This is a genomic window from Mesoplasma seiffertii ATCC 49495 (assembly GCF_000518725.1).
Lineage (GTDB): Bacteria > Bacillota_I > Bacilli_A > Mycoplasmatales > Mycoplasmataceae > Tullyiplasma > Tullyiplasma seiffertii.
Genome location: NZ_KI912486.1, coordinates 158450 through 177271, shown reverse-complemented (window position 1 = coordinate 177271; position 18822 = coordinate 158450). Strand labels below are relative to the sequence as shown.

General features: G+C 30.5%; 18 protein-coding genes and 1 other RNA gene. All 19 read right to left on the bottom strand.

Annotated elements, in window-relative coordinates; translation table 4 throughout:
• Positions 1-32: 32 nt before the first annotated feature.
• Positions 33-1538: a lysine--tRNA ligase gene (gene lysS, locus L872_RS0103850; RefSeq protein ID WP_036268998.1), complete on the bottom strand. Its 1506-nt coding sequence runs from the start codon at positions 1536-1538 to the stop codon at positions 33-35.
• A 26-nt stretch (positions 1539-1564) separates the two neighbouring features.
• A complete protein-coding gene (gene dusB, locus L872_RS0103845) occupies positions 1565-2542 on the bottom strand; it encodes a tRNA dihydrouridine synthase DusB (protein ID WP_027063518.1) in 978 nt (325 codons plus the stop codon).
• Position 2543: 1 nt separating this feature from the next.
• On the bottom strand, positions 2544-2858 hold the full coding sequence (locus tag L872_RS0103840; protein ID WP_027063517.1) for a DUF1904 family protein: 315 nt from the start codon (positions 2856-2858) through the stop codon (positions 2544-2546).
• A gap of 202 nt (positions 2859-3060) precedes the next feature.
• Complete coding sequence (locus L872_RS04965; protein WP_027063516.1) at positions 3061-3723, bottom strand: nitroreductase family protein; 663 nt, start codon at positions 3721-3723, stop codon at positions 3061-3063.
• Positions 3724-3884: 161 nt separating this feature from the next.
• A complete protein-coding gene (locus L872_RS0103830) occupies positions 3885-4772 on the bottom strand; it encodes an ABC transporter ATP-binding protein (protein ID WP_051418481.1) in 888 nt (295 codons plus the stop codon).
• A 415-nt stretch (positions 4773-5187) separates the two neighbouring features.
• On the bottom strand, positions 5188-6048 hold the full coding sequence (locus tag L872_RS0103825; RefSeq protein ID WP_027063514.1) for an Hsp33 family molecular chaperone HslO: 861 nt from the start codon (positions 6046-6048) through the stop codon (positions 5188-5190).
• A 64-nt stretch (positions 6049-6112) separates the two neighbouring features.
• The gene (gene ftsH, locus L872_RS0103820) at positions 6113-8185 is read right to left on the bottom strand and encodes an ATP-dependent zinc metalloprotease FtsH (RefSeq protein WP_027063513.1); all 2073 of its coding nucleotides are present in this window, start codon (positions 8183-8185) and stop codon (positions 6113-6115) included.
• A gap of 63 nt (positions 8186-8248) precedes the next feature.
• Positions 8249-9433 (bottom strand): tRNA lysidine(34) synthetase TilS, encoded by a 1185-nt coding sequence (gene tilS, locus L872_RS0103815; RefSeq protein WP_027063512.1) that lies wholly within the window; start codon positions 9431-9433, stop codon positions 8249-8251.
• A gap of 81 nt (positions 9434-9514) precedes the next feature.
• Positions 9515-10492 (bottom strand): MurR/RpiR family transcriptional regulator, encoded by a 978-nt coding sequence (locus tag L872_RS0103810; RefSeq protein WP_027063511.1) that lies wholly within the window; start codon positions 10490-10492, stop codon positions 9515-9517.
• A gap of 147 nt (positions 10493-10639) precedes the next feature.
• Complete coding sequence (locus L872_RS0103805) at positions 10640-11362, bottom strand: tRNA1(Val) (adenine(37)-N6)-methyltransferase (RefSeq protein ID WP_027063510.1); 723 nt, start codon at positions 11360-11362, stop codon at positions 10640-10642.
• On the bottom strand, positions 11362-12105 hold the full coding sequence (locus tag L872_RS0103800; protein ID WP_027063509.1) for a hypothetical protein: 744 nt from the start codon (positions 12103-12105) through the stop codon (positions 11362-11364). The genes L872_RS0103805 and L872_RS0103800 overlap by 1 nt, the downstream gene beginning before the upstream one ends.
• Complete coding sequence (gene tmk / locus L872_RS0103795; protein WP_027063508.1) at positions 12087-12719, bottom strand: dTMP kinase; 633 nt, start codon at positions 12717-12719, stop codon at positions 12087-12089. Before tmk ends, L872_RS0103800 begins: the two co-directional genes overlap by 19 nt.
• A gap of 3 nt (positions 12720-12722) precedes the next feature.
• Positions 12723-13313 carry a recombination mediator RecR gene (recR, locus tag L872_RS0103790; protein ID WP_027063507.1) on the bottom strand — a complete coding sequence of 197 codons (591 nt, stop codon included), beginning with the start codon at positions 13311-13313 and terminating at the stop codon, positions 12723-12725.
• Position 13314: 1 nt separating this feature from the next.
• Positions 13315-15306, bottom strand: coding sequence for a DNA polymerase III subunit gamma/tau (dnaX, locus tag L872_RS0103785; RefSeq protein WP_027063506.1), 1992 nt, complete (start codon positions 15304-15306; stop codon positions 13315-13317).
• Positions 15307-15397: 91 nt separating this feature from the next.
• Positions 15398-15835 (bottom strand): nucleoside deaminase, encoded by a 438-nt coding sequence (locus L872_RS0103780; protein WP_027063505.1) that lies wholly within the window; start codon positions 15833-15835, stop codon positions 15398-15400.
• Between the two features lie 12 nt (positions 15836-15847).
• Positions 15848-15931, bottom strand: an RNA gene (gene ffs, locus L872_RS05020) — signal recognition particle sRNA small type.
• Between the two features lie 19 nt (positions 15932-15950).
• The gene (locus L872_RS0103775; protein WP_084340197.1) at positions 15951-16763 is read right to left on the bottom strand and encodes an HAD-IIB family hydrolase; all 813 of its coding nucleotides are present in this window, start codon (positions 16761-16763) and stop codon (positions 15951-15953) included.
• Positions 16756-17562 carry a Cof-type HAD-IIB family hydrolase gene (locus L872_RS0103770; RefSeq protein WP_027063503.1) on the bottom strand — a complete coding sequence of 269 codons (807 nt, stop codon included), beginning with the start codon at positions 17560-17562 and terminating at the stop codon, positions 16756-16758. The genes L872_RS0103775 and L872_RS0103770 overlap by 8 nt, the downstream gene beginning before the upstream one ends.
• A gap of 64 nt (positions 17563-17626) precedes the next feature.
• Complete coding sequence (yidC, locus tag L872_RS0103765; protein WP_027063502.1) at positions 17627-18790, bottom strand: membrane protein insertase YidC; 1164 nt, start codon at positions 18788-18790, stop codon at positions 17627-17629.
• Positions 18791-18822 lie beyond the last annotated feature (32 nt).

Here is an 18822-nt window from a genome sequence, read left to right as displayed (position 1 = left end):
TAAAAAAACTGCGAAAATTCGCAGTTCTGCAATTATTCTTTTGGCTTCATTTGAGGGAATAATAACACATCTTTAATTGACTCAGAATTTGTTAGTAACATTACTAAACGATCAATTCCAATTCCAATTCCCGCAGTTGGCGGCATTGCATGTTCTAATGCTTCAATGAAATCAAGATCCATATCATTTGCTTCATCGTTTCCTGCTGCTTCTTCTTCAATTTGAGCTTTAAATCTTTCATATTGATCAATTGGGTCATTTAATTCTGAAAACGCATTAGCATACTCTCTTCCAATAATAAATAACTCAAAGCGATCTGTAAAACGTGGATCTTCAAGATTTGTTTTTGATAGTGGTGAAATCTCTTTTGGATGTCCATAAACAAACGTTGGTTCAATTATTGTTGCTTCAACAAATTCTTCATAGAATAAGTTAATAATATGTCCAACAGTTTCTTGATGTTTTTCGACATGAACATTATGTTCTTTTGCTAAAGTTAACGCCTGTTCAACTGTCATTTGGTCTCAAAAATTAACTCCGGTAATATCTTTAATTCCATCTACCATATGTAATCTTTTAAATGGTTTTGACAAATCAATTTTATGCCCACCATAAGTAATTACATCTGGATTACCAATAGCTTGATTACAAATTTTGAAAATTTCTTCTGTTAAACCCATTAAGAAATTCATATCTTCATAAGCTACATACAGTTCAATACTTGTAAATTCGGGATTATGGCGAGTACTCATTCCTTCGTTTCTAAAGATACGACCAATTTCATAAACTCCTTCAAACCCTCCAACAATTAAACGTTTTAAATGTAGTTCAGTTGCAATACGTAGATAAACATCTGTATCCAAAGCATTATAGTGAGTAATAAATGGTTTCGCTGCTGCTCCCCCTTTTACAGAGTGTAAAATTGGAGTTTCTACTTCAATGTAACCCTTTGAATCTAAAAAGTTTTGCATTGTGCGGATAATTTTAGAACGTTTTTGGAATGTCTGGCGAACTTCATGATTAGTGATTAAATCAACATAACGACGACGATATTTTTCTTCAATATCTTGAATTCCTGAATGTTTATCTGGTAATGGTCTTAACGCTTTAGAAAGTAATGTGTATTCTTTAACTCTAAGAGTTAATTCACCATGATCAGTTTTCATCATAATTCCCTTAACTCCAATAATATCTCCTAAGTCTAACTCACGAAAATCATTAAACGCTTCTTCCCCAATTTCATCCATTCTTACATAAAGTTGAATTGAACTATCCTGATCATCAATATTTACGAAAGCGGCTTTTTTACCAGCTTCACGATAAAGTTTGATGCGTCCTGCTACAGAAATATTTTCTTGTTTTAAATTTGCTAATTCTTCTTTTGTAAAATGATTAAATTCATTATTCAAAGAAGTCAAAGATGCAGTTTTTACATATTTACTAATTTGATAAGGGTCTTGACCTTTTTCTACTAATTTTTGATATTTTTCACGGCGAATTTGTTCTTGTTCCGTAAATTTTCTTTCTTCAATAGCCATTGTTGGTTATCCTTTCTTTTGTTTATTTACTTTGCATCAATATATTCTTGAATAATTACTTGAATATCATCTAATGTCAAAATTTGATTGGCCTTATCTTTAAGCGCCTTAACATTTGGTTTATATGGTAAAACATCCAAGTATCATGCTAAATGTTTTCTAAATTCTCGCATTCCTCATTCTTCGGTTCTTAATTCAACTAACATCTTAGCATGCTTTTCAACAGTTGCTTTTCATTCTTCTAAACTGGGTCCAGGAATTTCTTCTCCTGTCTTTAAAAAATGATTAATTTGTCCAAAGATTCAGGGGTTTCCCTGACAAGCACGAGAAATCATTACAGCATCACATCCAGTTTCATCTAACATTTTCTTAGCTGATTTAGCATCAACGACATCGCCATTACCGATAACAGGAATTTTAACTGCATCCTTAACTTGTTTAATTTTTTCTCAGTCTGCATGACCTGTATAAAAATCCGCACGTGTGCGTCCGTGAACCGCAATTGCACTTGCTCCAGCTTTTTCAATTAATTGAGCAACTTCAACCGCGTTAACACTATCTTTATCTCATCCTAAACGAATTTTTGCAGTTACCGGCTTTTTAGTATTAGCAACAACCGCTCTAACAATATCATAAATTAATTCTGGTGTTTTTAATAAACTTGATCCAGATGCAGAACGAACAGCGACTTTAGGAGCAGGACAACCAATATTTAAATCAATAATATCGCAGTCTACATTTGCATCAATTCATTTGACTGCCTTAGTAAATGATTCAACATCATTTCCAAAAATTTGCATACTCATTGGATGCTCAGTTGGATCAACTGCTAGCATGCTAAAAGTTTTAGCATTTTCGTGAACCATTCCTTCAATTGAGACCATTTCGGCAACGACTAGAGCTGCTCCCTTTTCTTTTGCAATAACTCTAAACGGTGCATTCGAGATTCCGGCCATTGGTCCCTGAATCACTTTTCCCTTTATTTCAATATTCCCGATTTTCATTTTAACCTACTTTATTTCCATTCATATATCATTTACTATTAATATCTGTAAAAAAGACTCCAACCTTGGTTCCATAATCTTTAAAAAAATTTGTCAAATGCTTTGCTAAAAGCTCTTGCTTATCTAAACGAGCCATTCATTCAACTGTAACAAAAATTGGCGCTTGATTTCCTGTTTTAGGAAAAATTTCACTTTGCTCACTAATGAACATAATGTTTTCTGGAGCAGCATTCACCAACTCTCCAATTTCATCAATTAACTGTGAATATTTTTCTACTAATTCTGTACTAACTCCACTAAATTTTAAAATTGGCATAAATTACCTCCATAATAAATTAATTTTAACTTTTTAAGTTCCAAAACACAACAAAACTAAGAACTCAAAGTGAAAAGAAACATTAGTTTAAAAAGGAATTGTTTCTTTTGTCAACATAAAAAAACCTTATAAATTTTTGAGTACTTGCTTCAAAAATTTATAAGGATAGGTTACTTAACAAAAATTAGTCTATAAAAGCTTTCTAGTCTTCTTTTAAAATTGTTGTAAATTCACTTTCTTCCATACGAACTTTTTCAAAAAAGTGAACATATGGATCTTGTAAATCAGGTTTCCCCATACCTAGGGCAACAACAAATTGTTCATTTTCAGGATTAATTAAGTTATGCTTAGTTAAAATATCATTAACTCCATCTTTGTCAAAGCCTTCCATTGGTCCTGTCGCAACTCCAAGATCTGCTGCTGCGATCATTGCGCTACTTAAACCTATATAAGCTTGTTTCTGCGCTCATCAGTCAGGTAGGACATGATTTTGTTTTCAATTACTGTAAACTGCTTCTACTCGTGAATAACGCATGGCAGCAACTGGTACAGTAGCTTCAATACTTTTCTCAATAAGTGACTCACGTAAGTACTTTTCTTTGGCACTTACAAATAGAATGACATGACTAGCATTTACAAATTGGCTTTGGTTAAAAAAGTATGGTGCCAGCTCTGTTCGTAAACTATTTTTTGGTAAAACAATAATTCGATAGCTGAAAACTCCATAACTAGCAGAAGTTCAACGAATTGCTTCAGTGATTGATTTTAGGCTATCATCATCAATTGTATAATCTGCTACCATTTTTTTAGTAGCACGACGGTTGCGAATTAATTCATATACGTATGGTTTTTTGTTTTCAGACATAATTTTTCTCCCTTTTCTTTTCATGAATTAAATTTACAATAAAAATATTTGAAATACTTAAAAAGTTCTTTACTTTTTGTTTTAAAAGTAAATAAAAACTTATTGCTTTTGAGAATATTTTCTCAAATTAAATAAGCTTTTAAATAAATATTTGTTGATAATTATGATCAATCAATTGTTTGAGGATCAGCAGGATTTTCATTATGTTCCAAACTATCGATTAATCCATTTTTAATGTTGATTACAGTATTAGCAATTTTAGCAATATTTGGGTTGTGAGTAACAACAACAATTGTTGTTTTGTATTCACGATTTACTTTAACTAAAATTTCAAGAACTTTACGTCCCATTTCTTCATCCAAAGCCCCAGTTGGTTCATCGGCAAACAGAATGTTTGGGTTTTTTGCAAGAGCACGAGCAATTGACACACGTTGTTGTTGCCCCCCTGACATTTGGTGAGGGTACTTATTCATTTGCTCAGCCATTCCAATAGTTGTAAAGATATCTTCAATTGACATTGCATTTTCTTTGTTAGATGAAAGGTTTTCTCCAACTTCAGCATTTTCTTTAGCTGTTAGGTTAGTTAACAAGTTATATTGTTGGAAAATAAACCCAACATTACGGCGACGGAATTTAGTTAAATGAGAATCTTTTAACAGTGTTAAATTTGATCCTAATATAAATACATCTCCTTCGCTGGCCTTGTCTAGTCCTGAAATAATGTTCAAGAAAGTAGTTTTTCCAGAACCTGAAGGTCCTAAAATTACAATGAAATCTCCCTTGTCTAAAATAATATCGATTCCTTTTAAAACTGGTGTTTCTAAATCTCCTGTAATATAAGATTTACGCACGTTCTTTAATTCTATAATGTGTTTTTCTAAATTTGGTTGGTAATTTTCAGTTGTAACAACATCACCATCTAAAATACTTTTTGAGTATTTAGCAGTTAACTGTTTTTGAAGTTTAAGTTTTTGTTTTAAACCTTTAACTCCTTCTTCAAATTCCGGTTTTTCTCCAACGACTACAAATTTTCTTTCAGCATCATCAATTACTGGTTCAGGTTTTACAGTTTTTTTAGAAACCTTTGCTTTTGAAGTTTTTCCAGTAACTTCATTTACAACTGTTTCTTCAATAACAACTTCAGTTTCAGTTGATTGATTTTCGTGAGTGCCTAAGTTTTCTTGTTGTTCATTAACTTCACTGTTAATAGGTTCAAGTTTATTAATTTTTGTTTTTAAATCTACAGCAACTTTCTCTAATTTTTCAATTAACTTGTCACGGTCAGGATTTTCCTCAATTAAAGATTGCTTTTGTCACTCTAAATTTTTTTCTGTACTTGCTAAAGCTTCTTTTAGTTTTTCCAGTTTTGTAGAATTTGTCATCTATCCTCCTCTAATTTCAAAACAATGTCAAAATTATTTTATCACACAATAAGTTTACTTTTTTATAGATTAACCGTTTTATTTAATCTAGAAGTTCAGAAATTTCTGTTGAGCTAATTAAGTATTTTTTATTACAAAATTCACATATAGTCTCTACTTGTTTTTTTTCTTCAATAATACTTTTAATTTCAGCTTGTCCAAGCATCTTAATTGAACGCATTACTTTTTCTTTAGAACATGTACATTCAAAAATTAATTCACGTTGTTCCAATATTATTGCATCTTCAATGATTTCTTTAATTAATGCTTCATAATTAGTAGACTTTAATAAAATTTCTCCAACATAATTACTATTACCAATTTTTTGCTCCAAATAGTCAATATCAGCTTCTGTATGAGTTGGCAACAATTGCACTAAAATTCCTACAACTTTTTTGATTGTTAAATCTTCATTTAATGCTACTTTAGTTGTAATGAACGATTGAACTTGATTAGAAGTTCTCAAATAATTCATGAAATCTAAATCGATACTTCCATCTACAAGATCAGTATTTGACACATAGGGATCACGCATATTTAAATCCTGACTGATTAATAAATTACCCTCAGATCCAACGGCTCCGATAACTGGATTACTCATTTTTAAAATTTCTTCACAGTTAAAGTTATTACGTTGAGCGTAACTACGAACTTTGTCATTTTGAAACTCGGTAATCATTTTACCAATTGCCCCATCCTTAGTAGTAATATTTGCTGTCATTCTTTCCCCATTTTTCAATTCCATTGCTAGTAAAGCGTTTGCTGTAGTAAATTTTGAAAGGGCAATCATCACTAAAGGGTTTGATTCTTGTAGATTAACAATTTTTTGCATTGATTCTGTTAAATCAACAATTGAAATTTTTGCATTGTGTTTGGAACTTATTCCACGAATTCGCATATCCATATTTTGTATCTCGTTTTCTATAAAAATAACGAAATGACTAATCATTTCGTTATTTAATTATTTATTATTTTTGTTCTTCTGGTTCATCAGTAACTGGTGTATCTTCAATCACTGGTTCAATAATTTCTACAGGCGTGTCAACTTCTTCAACAAGATCATCTAAATCAATGTCAATAATTTCTCCTGCTTCAATTTTTTCTTTTTCTTTTTGATATTTATTTTTTTCTTCAATAACTTCAGGTGGCAGTTGATTATATTTATCAATGTAATCAATTTGTTCTGCAGTAATTGTTTCCAAAACATGTAAAGATTCAGCTAACAATTCCAAAGTATCTTTATTTTCTTTAATAATTTTAACTGCCAGCACATATGCCTCATTTAAAATTTTCTCAATTTCTGAGTCAATCCTTAATGCTGTTGCATCAGAATATGTCCCTTCCATTTTTCCATAAGATTCTTCTGCCATAGTTAAGTATTTAGTCATTCCTAAATCTGACATCCCGAATTGAACAACCATTCTTCTTGCAATGTTTGTCGCTTTATCTAAATCATCATGTGCTCCAGTAGTTACGTTATCTTTTCCAAACATAATTTCTTCAGCTGCACGACCACCTAAATATCCAGCAATTGTTGCATATAAATCTTTTTTAGAAGAGAATATTGTTTCATCTCGTGGAGTCATAATAGTATAACCACCAGCATTTCCACGTGGAATAATTGTTACTTTTTGAACTTTAGATGCGCTGTCAAGTCTTAATCCAATTAAGGCATGACCAGATTCGTGGTAAGAAACAATTTGTTTGTCTAATAAAGTCATTGCACGTGATTTTTTAGCTGGTCCCCCAACAACACGATCAATTGCTTCATCAATTTCTTTAATTGAAATAATGTCACGACCTTCACGAACCATTAAAATTGCGGCTTCGTTTAACACGTTTTCCAATTGCGCTCCAGAAAATCCTGGAGTTCTTTCAGCTACTCGATGTCAATCAACATCAGCTGCTATTTTTTTACCTTTTGCATGTAATGCCAAAATTGCTTTACGTTCTTTAATATCTGGTAATGACACTTGAATTACTCTATCAAAACGTCCTGGTCTTAATAACGCAGGGTCAAGAACATCAGCACGGTTTGTTGCTGCCATTACGATGATTCCAGCGTTTGTTCCAAAACCATCCATTTCAACTAACAATTGGTTAAGTGTTTGTTCATTAGTTCCTGTTCCCATTCCTGAGTTACGTTTACGTCCAACAGCATCAATTTCATCAATAAAGATAATTGCTGGCGCTGCTTTTTTAGCGTCGTTGAACATTTCACGAACACGACTTGCTCCAACCCCTACAAACATTTCTTCAAATTCTGAACCAGCAATTGAGAAAAAGGCTACGCCTGCTTCTCCAGCAACTGCTTTAGCTAATAAGGTTTTTCCAGTCCCTGGAGGACCTTCCATTAACACACCTTTTGGTGCTCTAGCTCCGGCTGCAGCATATTTCTGTGGATTTTTTAAATAATCAACTAATTCTACTAATTCAGATTTTTCTTCTTCAATACCAGCTACGTTTGCAAATTTAACATCTGATCTAGTTTGACGAGCTCTATTTTTACCCATTCCAAACATTCCACCAGGTCCACCTGCTCCACCACTATTTTTAGTCATGAAGTAGTAAATTCCAATATATAAAGCAATTAAGATAATCATTGGTAATATTGATGAAATTATTGCTGCTGCAGATGAAGGTTGATAAGGAACTGTTGATTTATTTCCCCATAATTTTATAGCTCAACTATTTTCTTTTCATTTTTGAACTAGTGCACCTCAACCTGGAATATCAGATGGAACTTTACCTGCCAATATGTCGTCTACAATATTAACTTGATATTGAGTAGGATAAACAACAAATTTGGTTCATCCCTTGTCTCCATTAATAATCCCATGAATCTGTGTTGTTCCATTTATTGAATTATAAACAACTAAATTCTTGATCTTCTCTTCAGATCTACCCATATATCCGATAAATTCTTCTCATCCGATAACTTGGGTTGTTCCTTTAATTGTAAAAACAATAATTGCAATAATAACTGCAACTATTAGTAATGAAATTATCCAGAACCATAAAGAACTTTTTTTCTTTTTCATCAGTATTCTCCTTTTGGCTAAATATAAATAATAATAACATATTATAGCCGCTTTTTTAACTTGTTATCTCGTCATTTTGTTTAATATTCGTCGTTCATTTTGCTGATAAACAACAGCTTTAAAAATTCGCTTTCGATAAGGAATTTTATTTTCAATCAAATAGCGATTAGTTTTAGCAAAACCAACCGTTGTTATTTGTTTATAAGTTTCATAATCATTTGAAACAACATATGGGTATGACTCTCCATCACTTTTTATTGCATTAAAAATTTCTAATCAGTTAATAAATTCTTCTACTAAATGTAAATCCGCTTTCGAATTAATTACTACTGTTTTAAAGTTAAAGGCTTCAACTGGAACTAAGTACAAACGATCAAAATCTTTCACTAAAAAAAATTCATTCAACTGAATTTTTCAAAATGGCTTTGTTGATGATTTTATTCGTTGGGCAATTTCATTGACTGTTTTGTGTTTTCGTTTTTGTAATAAAAAGCCTTTTTTTAAAATTGCAAAATACTTGAAAATAATTCTTTGAATCTTTTCTTGACTAAAGTTAAAAAGCTTTTGCTGCAAAATTAGTTCATCAGCACTGAGATTATTTAAGGTATAAAAATCGACTTCGTTCTTTAATAACTCTAACTCTTTATTTTCTTGATCAATTAGTTGACGATAGGCTGCAAATTTATCTTCGGTTAATTCCTTACGAATTGAGTTTCTTAAATATTTAGTGTCTGAATTTGTTATGTCATTTGCATATGAAATGCCATTTTCTTCAAGATTTTTAATAATTTCACTTTTTACTAAATTTAATATTGGGCGAATTACTGTCAAATTTTTATAAGTTGTAACTGGGCGAAGTCCGAAAAAATCGACGTTATTTTGGCGTTGTTTTTGCATAATATAAGTTTCTACCAAATCGTTGAAATTATGGCCTACTAACAAATTACTAATTTTATACTTTACTCCAATTTCAGTAAAAAAGTTGTAGCGAACTTCTCGTGCAAATTCTTCGAAATTTTGCTTGAGTTTTGTATAATCAGTCGTTATATTTAAAATTTCATACTTAATGCCATGTTTTTGGCAAAAAGCTTCAACAATTTTTTGATCTCTGTCCGAGTCTTCTCGAAAATGGTAATTAACATGACACACAACAATCTTATAATTTTTAATATTGTTTAATAAAAACATTGAGTCAGGACCACCTGATACAGCAACCAAATATTGCTCACTTTTATTTAAATTTATCATTTAGCCCTCTCCTTTTATATTTTAATAATATAGGATTTTTAAAACAAAAAAGAACATGAAATGCTCATGCTCCTTAAAATATTACTCAGATTCTTTTTTGACTGTTTGATTTGTCAATTCATTTTCAACTGAAGTTTGCTCCTCTTTTTGAATCGCTTTGTCACATTCAATTTCACATTCATCGTCACATTCATGTTCAACTTCCAATTCTGGTACATCAATCTTGCATTTTCGATAAATTTTTTTAAATCGTTCTGGGTCATGACGCAGAATTTTAATAAAGCACATTTGAAATGTGTATAGTAACGCTGAAATAGTTGAATATCTGGTCATTTGTAAAGGATCACTATCATTAATTCCTGAAAATTGAATTCAGACATCAGAATATTTAACATAATCATTTTGATGATTGATTGATATTAAAGCTACTGTTGAACCATTTTGTTTTATTTTTGCAAGTGACTCTGCAACAAATTTACGTTCTCCAAAGTATGTAACTGCAATAAATAATCAATTTTCATCGCATATATCACTAACATGCTCTAACACTTCTCGCTGTTGAATCACAACTGGAGGTAATCCTACCATCGATAACTTATTAACAATTTCGGACAAAATATCAAGTCCGTTATTAAATGAAATAATTGCAATTACTTTAGCTTTTTTAACTTCATTTGCTGATTTTTCTAACTCAACATCATTTATTAATTCTCGAGTTTCTTCTAATGCCCAAATGGTCTCATTAAATATCCATTCATCACTCTTATAACTAGTGTTTTCATTCCTAGTTGTTTCTTCATGAATGATACGTGATTCTTGGTTTTTTAAGTATAATTTAATAATTGTTTGTAGCTCACCAAATCCATCAAGTTCTAATCCTTGCTGACAAAATCTTGTAATCGAAGTTGATGAAGTATATGCCATTTGAGCAACTTTTGAAATACTTGATGATACTACTGTTTCCATATTTTCTAAAATAACTTTACTAGTCAATGCATAGTTACTGTTAGTATCTTGTGAAAATAATTTGATTTTTGATATGATTTTTTGAATTTCCATATAAAACTGGCCGCCTTTACTCTTTAGTATTAATAATTAACAACAATATTTATATAACAAAAAGGTTTTATTCTAATTCAAATCTACAATTTATGGTTTTCAATTTATTTTTCGGTTATAGACTTACTTTTAGCAAAAAGTATAGACCTAATCTCTAAAAAGAGTTAGCAATTCATTAGTGTAAGTTTCATCGTCATTGTGCGCAATTAACGGTGGCAAGATTTCTGTTCCTAAATTTCCGTTAAGAACACCATCAATTAAAATAGTCTTAGCCGCTTGATCAATCTTTGAATGCACGAATTGAATCCGCTTCGGAACAATTCGATGCTTTGTAAACGTAGCAATTATTTCTCCTGCTCGATCAGCTCTATGAACTAGTGTAAAAACACCACCATTTTTTAAAGCCAACGCTGCTGATTGAACGATTTCGTCCAAAGTTATTAACGTCTCATGTCGAGCATTTGCAACTGCTTCACTCACTTCCCGTAATTTGGGCTTACCATCCATTTTGAAAAACGGTGGATTACAAATAATTAAGTCCAGTGAATCATGATTAATTTTTGCAAAGTTTTTTATATCATCACAAACAATTGTAATTTGTTTTTGTAAATTATTTAAAACTACATTTTCTTGGGCAAGGTCTGCTGCTTTCTTTTGAATTTCAACTCCGATAATTGAGGCCTTAGTATACTTACTAATAACTAATGGTATGACTCCATTATTAGTTCCAAAATCAGCAATTTTTGTGCGTTTATTGCTAAGATTTGCAAAACGCGCAACTAAAATACTATCTAATGTGAAATTAAACATTTCACTATCTTGATAAAGCTGCAGGTTTTTATATCCTAAAATTTCGTTTAGTACTTTCATTAGATCGCCTTTGCTATAGTAATAAAATAATTATCAATCGATAAATTTGGATTGACCACATATTTCAAATCTTCAATTAGTAGTAAAGTTGCTTCCGCAAATTTTGGAAAGTTTTTAATAACTGTGCGTGAGTAACTTTCTTCAACCATCATAATTAAATCTTTTTTAGAGATTTTTTTAAGTTCTTGGGCAGCTAATAAATAACTATTTTGGTTTTTTGAAAACAAAATATTTTCAAAAATATTATTCTCAAAATTTTCCTGATTATCTTGAATAACAAATAATTTACATCTTGACTTAATCGTCTGCAAAATTTTACTACGATCATTGGATAATAAGAATGCATAAGTTCTGGCCGGTGGTTCTTCTAAAAATTTTAAAAGCGAGTTTGCTGCTTCAACTTTTAAGTTTTCAATATTAGCAATTACATAAACCTTATTACCATTATTTTCTGATGCCGTCATTGACATTTTTTGAATAACAGTCTGGACTTCATTTTTAGTAATCGCGGTTGCCCCGTCACCTATATATATAATATCTAAATTTTTATGCATGATGACTCTTTGGCAATTATTACAACTTTTTTGAGCTTCTAAGTGCTCTATGCAAAATATATTACGAATAATTTCATCTGCAACTTCTAAATTAGTCTCGTTTTTTTTAGAATTGAGAATTATTGAACTATACAAATTATTCTCTTTATAGAGATTTCGTAAATGTCCGATTAAGTCTGTACTTTTCATTTTTCAATCGCTTCAACAATTATTTTTTTAGTTTGTTGTTGAACTTCCTCAATTCCTAAATTGGCATCAATAACTTTAATTCTATTTGGGAAACTTTTAACTAGTTGATCATATCCGTCTTTAACTTTTAGCTTAAAATCTAAATTTTCACGATCAAGACGATTTTTTAATTCCGGGCGTTTATTAATTCTTCTTTCAGCTTCTTCCATATTTAGGTCAAAATAAATTGTTAAATCGGGAATACATCCATCCAAAACAATTTCTTGAATTTCATTAACTTTTGCAATTCCTAATCCACGAGCATTTCCTTGATATGCACTAGTTGAATCCATAAAACGATCAGAAATAACTACATAACCTTGTTGCAATGCTGGAACTACCACTTTATCAATATGCTCTTTTCTTGAAGCAATATACAATAATGCTTCAGTTCAAGGATGCATACCTTCACTGTAATCAGCTAAAATAACTTTGCGAATTTCTTCAGATACTTTATGACCACCAGGTTCTCTAGTTAATAAAACCTTATAACCTAATGATTCTAAACATTCTTTAATCGGTGCAATCGCGGTAGTTTTACCAGATCCATCCATTCCTTCAATTGTAATAAACATATTTTAGCCCTCATAGTTCTTTCTATTTAAAATAGCATTTTCCAAAGTACTTTCGTCCATATAATCTAGACTTCCCCCCATTGGAATTCCTTTTGCAATTCTTGTAGTTTTAATTTTTTGTTTTTTTGCTTGTTGAGCTATAAAATTAGCTGTTACTTCACCTTCAAAAGTTGCATTTAGTGCCAAAATTAATTCACTTTCAGAATCCAATCTGACAAAAAGTTTTTCAATTTCTAATTTATCGGGTGTTACGTTTTTAGCTAAATTAATTTCTCCATTTAAGATTGCATAAACTCCTTTGTATTTACCGACACTTTCAATATTTTTAGCATCCAAAGGTGTGCTAACAACACAAATTACTTTTTGATTTCTAGAACTATCGCTACATATTGGGCAAACATTTTCGACTTTATAATAAAAACAAATTTCACATATTGTAATCTTTTGTTTTACTTCTTGAAGATTAGTTAAAAAATTTTCAAAAGCGTTTTCATTTTGAATTAATTTTGTCAACATACGTTCTGTAGTTTTTTTAGTTAATCCTTCAGTTTTTCGAAGTTTTTCAACTAATTCATCAAATAAAAACTCTTTCATCTTATTCTCCTATTTCTATTTCTTCTAAATCAAAGATTTTTGCTGCACCCTCAATCAGATCATCATTTAAAGTTTTTTCTAATTTATCTTTAGCTAAACTTTCATAATAATCAGTTACATTAATTTCTTGATAACTTGGCAAACTATTTTTTACTTTTAAATTCTTAAATTCAATCTTGACATCTTCTCATTTATTTTCATCAATTGGATAAATGACAAATTCCTTATTAAACTCTTTAAAAATTAATTGACGAAACTGCTTGTTTTCCAATTTTAAACATAGCAATTTTGCTTGAGCAATATCATCGCATCTTATCAAAACTTCCTTATTTGATACAGCTACAACTTTGACTTTATAGAATGGGGAAAATAGCGCAGCTTTTTCTGGGTGCACTAATTTTGTGCCATCTTCAGTTTTAAATCAACTGCTAATTTTGTTTTCTATTAAATCTCGTAAATCTTTTTTAGCACCTACTAATAAATTGATTATGTTAGACATTTCAACCGAATGTGCCTCTTGGTTACTATTTTTCAGAATTTCCAAACTTTGTAAATTTGCTAATTCTGAAAGAAGCGTGACTACTGGACTTTTGACATCCTCAAAAATTCTTTCTTTCTCGTCAGTAGATTTCTCAATTTTCTGTACTTTTCGTTCAGGAACTTCTACATCAACTTTTGATACTTTTTCTGTTTCCTTAGTTTCAGTTTTTTCGATTATCTTTGTTTCCGCATGAAGTTTTTCTTCAGTGACTGAAGTTTGTTTTTGACTGACAGTTACATTTGAATTTGAGTTTTGGATTTCGTCGTTAACAGTTGTTTTAACTTCTGCTACTTGTTTTTTCTCAACTTCAATATTAATTTCTGCTGTTTTTTCTACAAGTTGATCAGATTGATTTGCTTGATTCTTTTGTTCAACAGTTCCAACCGATTTCAACAGACTTATTAATAAATAATTAAAATTAACAGTTGTTCCTTTAGTTTTAGCATATGCCTCACTTAAATTATCTGCTAATTTAAACATTGATTCTAACGATGCTTCTTTAATTACTTTTAAATCATCTATTTCCAAAATTCTTAAAAATTCTAAATTATTGGTTAACTTGTATTCAATAACTTCTTTAATAATTTCTATTAGACTCAAAGCAAATACATCAAAGTCCATCCCCTGACCATCAGCTTTTTCAAAATAGCTAATAATTGCTTCTGTTTCACCTTTGATGATACTTTCAATAATTGCAATTTTTTCATGCTTAGTTGCAATATAAAATATTGCCTTTAAACTCTCAATATTAATTTCTGTATTATTTACAATCATTAATTGTTCTAATATATTCAAAGCATCTCTTAGAGATCCTTCCGACAAGTAGAAAATTTCATCTAACACTTCTTCACTAATAAGATAATTTTCTTCTTTACAAATTAACTTCAAACGATCTTTTAAAGATTTTTTATCAATTTTTTGAAAATTAAAAGTTTGACATCTAGAAACAATTGTTGCTGGAATTTTGGCATACTCAGTTGTTGCTAGAATAAACAAAGCATGTGCTGGTGGTTCTTCCAAAGTTTTTAATAACGCATTAAAAGCTCCTTTAGTTAGCATATGTACTTCATCAATAATATAAACTTTATATTTTCCTAAAACTGGCAATGTTGCAACATTATTTTTGATTCCACGAATTTCATCTACTCCGTTATTTGAAGCTGCATCAATTTCAAAAATATCTGGTGCTGAATTATTATTTGCTGACAAACAGTTTTCACATGTTTCACAACAAAAACCATCAATTAAATTACTACAATTGACACTTTTTGCAAAAATTCTTGCCACTGATGTTTTTCCAGTTCCACGTTGACCTGCAAATAACAATGCATGTGAAATCTTATTTTCTTTTAGCTGTTTGACTAAAATATCCACAACATTTTTATGTCCTGCTAAAGCTTTAAAAGTTGAGGGACGATATGTTCGATACAGTGATTTTTTATTTTCTATCATAAGTCCTCCTCATTATTCCATATTATTTTATCATTTATAATGTTTGATATTTTGAGATATAAAGATAAAAACTGAGAATATTCTCAGTTCTTTAACGTTTATTTTTAAAAAATGATTCTAACAATTCTTGATATTCATTTTCCTGTTGATTAGTTCCAACTTTGATCAGTTTTATATCAATATCATTGATGCTATAAATATTATTAATTCCAAATTTTGCGTTACTCAAGATAAAATTAATTTTTTTAATTTTTGCTTGCTTAATTGCTCCATAGCACATTTCACACGGTTCTAATGTTGAGATAATTTTGTAACCTGACAAATTAATATTACCAGTAGTTTTGATGGCCTGATTAATTGCATTAATTTCTGCATGACAAGCAATATTTTGCTCCTTGTTGCGAGTATTAAAACCAACGCCAGCAACTTTACCAGCGTCATCAATTACAATAGCAGCAACTGGAATATCTTCAGATTCCAATGCTAATTTTGCTGTTGACATTAATTGTTCAAACATACTTTCTTTCATAATTACCTCACAAAAAAACCGCAATACAAGACACAGATCCTTATAGCTGCTACCTTCCGGTCCTGACCAATTCAGACGTTATCTTTATTACGGCATAAATATTATATCATTTTAATTACTCGACTTCAATTTCATGTATTTGGTCAACTATTTTTTTTGCTCGATCTCGAAAACTTTCATTTCGTTCTTGCTTAACAAGATAAGAACTTTCATAAAATTCTTCAAACATTGAAAGATCGTTAACATCATCACCAGCCACAATTACATCAGCATCAGCAAAATTTACAAATCGTTGTAATTCACGAATTGCTTGTCCCTTAGTCGTCTTGATACAAGTAATGTCAATATAAATACCATCAGCAAAATTAAAAATAAAACATCCAATTGTTGATTTAAACTTTTCAACCAGTTTTTCAATCCTTTCTTTAAGGACTTCATCAACAATGATTCGCATTGATAAAATTGCCTGCTTTTCTAACGATTCCAATGAATCATTTTCTGGCATCATTCCAAAATAAGCATCTCGCAGTTCTTCATTTCAAGTTTTGTGAAAAAGAACTTCTTCCTTATCAATTGTTGTATAAATTACTCCAATAAGATGTTCATGAAAACTTTTTAATAATTTAAATAGTTCATTTTGTTCTCGTTGAGGGATTGGATTGTCATACAATAGTTTTCCAGTCTTATCATAAACACAACTTCCATTACTACAAATTAAATAATCAGGAACTAAATTATAATGCTTTTTCAAAAAGTTTTTGATTTGCATATATGGTCTTGCTGTCGCAACTGTAAGTACATTACCTTGTTCCATAAAATCTAAAACAAACTGATGGTCTTTCGGATTTAAACTCAAATCTTTATTTCTTGAATTTCTTAATGTTCCATCAAAATCTGTAAAAAATCATTTTGCCATTTTATTACTCATTCCTATTAATCTCAATTTCAGTTATTTGCTGAATAACAGTTTTTGCTAGTTGTCGAATTTCAGCGTTATATTCTTGTTCAACAATATATGAATTGTCGTAAAACTCGTTGAACATTGAAATATCATTATTATCATCACCAGCTACAATTACATCCTCATCTTTAAAATCAAATTGCTTTTGTAACACACGAATGGCATTCCCTTTATTAATCCCTTGGGGATGAATTTCATTAAATGTTAACCCCTCAACATTATTTGAAGTTAAATTAACTTCAAAAGATTGTTTACTTAGTCATTGAGTAATTTTACTTCAAGTTTTTTTGTCACATAGAATTTTGAAACAAATCAATGTTTTGTCAAACAATGTATCAATTTCTTGATCTTGAGGTTGCATATCAATAAATAGTTTTGCTTTTTCACTATCTCATTGTTTATGAAATAACATATTCTCGTTATTAGCAGTGGCATAAATAACTGATGTAATTTCGTTTTCTAACTCTATTAGTTGTTTTGTTATCAAATCTTGCTGTTGTTTCTCAAATTCATGAGTATATAAAACTTCACCATTTTGACTATTAATTGTTGCTCCTGCATTACAAATATAAAAGTCTGGATATAAGTCATAGACAGTCTGTACATGCTTACTAATTGATGAGTACGGTCTTCCTGTAGCTACAATCAATTTGTGACCATCTTTCTGTAAAGTTTTCACAAATTCCAAATCTTGGTCAGTTATTTCCACTTTAGCTGATCGGGAATTTCTTAATGTTCCATCAAAATCTGTAAAAAATCATTTCATTTTGGCACCTCTAGTTTATTACAAATATTTTATACAAAAAAAGAACAGCTTGCGCTATTCTTTATTATTTTGTTTGTTTCGCTTGTTGACGAAGTCTTCTTTCTCTTTCTCGGTTTCCAGTTTTAATATGTTTTTGGTTATAAACATGGAATCCAAGTGTTTGGAAAATTTGGTATGTTGAAGAAATAATTCAGTAAATTGCAACCCCTGACGCAACAGATGCGACAATGAAGATGAATACAACCATCATTACTAATTGTAAGATTAATTGTTTTTTACGTGCTTTTCTTTGAGCTTCAGTCAAAGTAATATTTCTTTGTTTATGGTATTGCAACAATGTTGGTAACAACATCGAAATAATTTGCAATGGTAAGTAAACTGCTAATAAAGTAAAGTAAATTCAATTTCCATTTGTTACTTGTTCTCAAGGTTTAGCAACCAATGAAATTTGACCAATATTGGCAACTTTCAATGCTCTTGTTGATCTAACGATTGCGTAAATCGCAAATAAGAACGGCATTGAAGCAAATCCTCCAGCAACTGATGACATTGGAGAAATTCCTTCTTTTTTATACAACGCCATTGTTTCTTGCTGTTGTTTACTTTTTGAAAGTTGATCTTTTTTATCTTTATATTTTGCTTGAATTTCCGCTTGTTTTAGCTGCATTTGTTGCATCTTAATCTGATTTTTCTGTGATTTTCATGTAAATGCTAAAGTTATTGACTTAATAATAACCACAGTAAATAAGATTCCAAAGAATACAGAAACTCCGTATTTACTTTGTTCACTATTACTAAATCCTGGTTGCAGTGTTCCAGCAAATCCTTTAATGATTCCTGTTAATACAAACGCTGTTGGATATACGAAGAATCCATAAAATGGAGATCCAGTTTTACTGAAGGCTTCTCCCCAACTAGTAATAACATTGTAACCGTATTCAGAAGCATCAACCCCATTACCAATAATAATATGGTCTTTTCCAGGTAAGTCTCCTAATGATCGAATCGCAATTTCAAATGAAACTCCGGGGGTAATAACTTTATTACCTGTCATATCTAAAATTTCTTGCACCATGTATTCAGATTGGTACATTTGTACACATCCTCATAGCATAGAGATAATAATGAATAAAAACCCTAAAATTTTAGTTCATTTTCAAACTTTTAATAAGATTTCTTTTTTTGTAGCTTTACCTTTACCCATTTTTTGTGGATTAAGATAACTCATAACATTGTTATTTGCTTTATACAAAAGGTTAT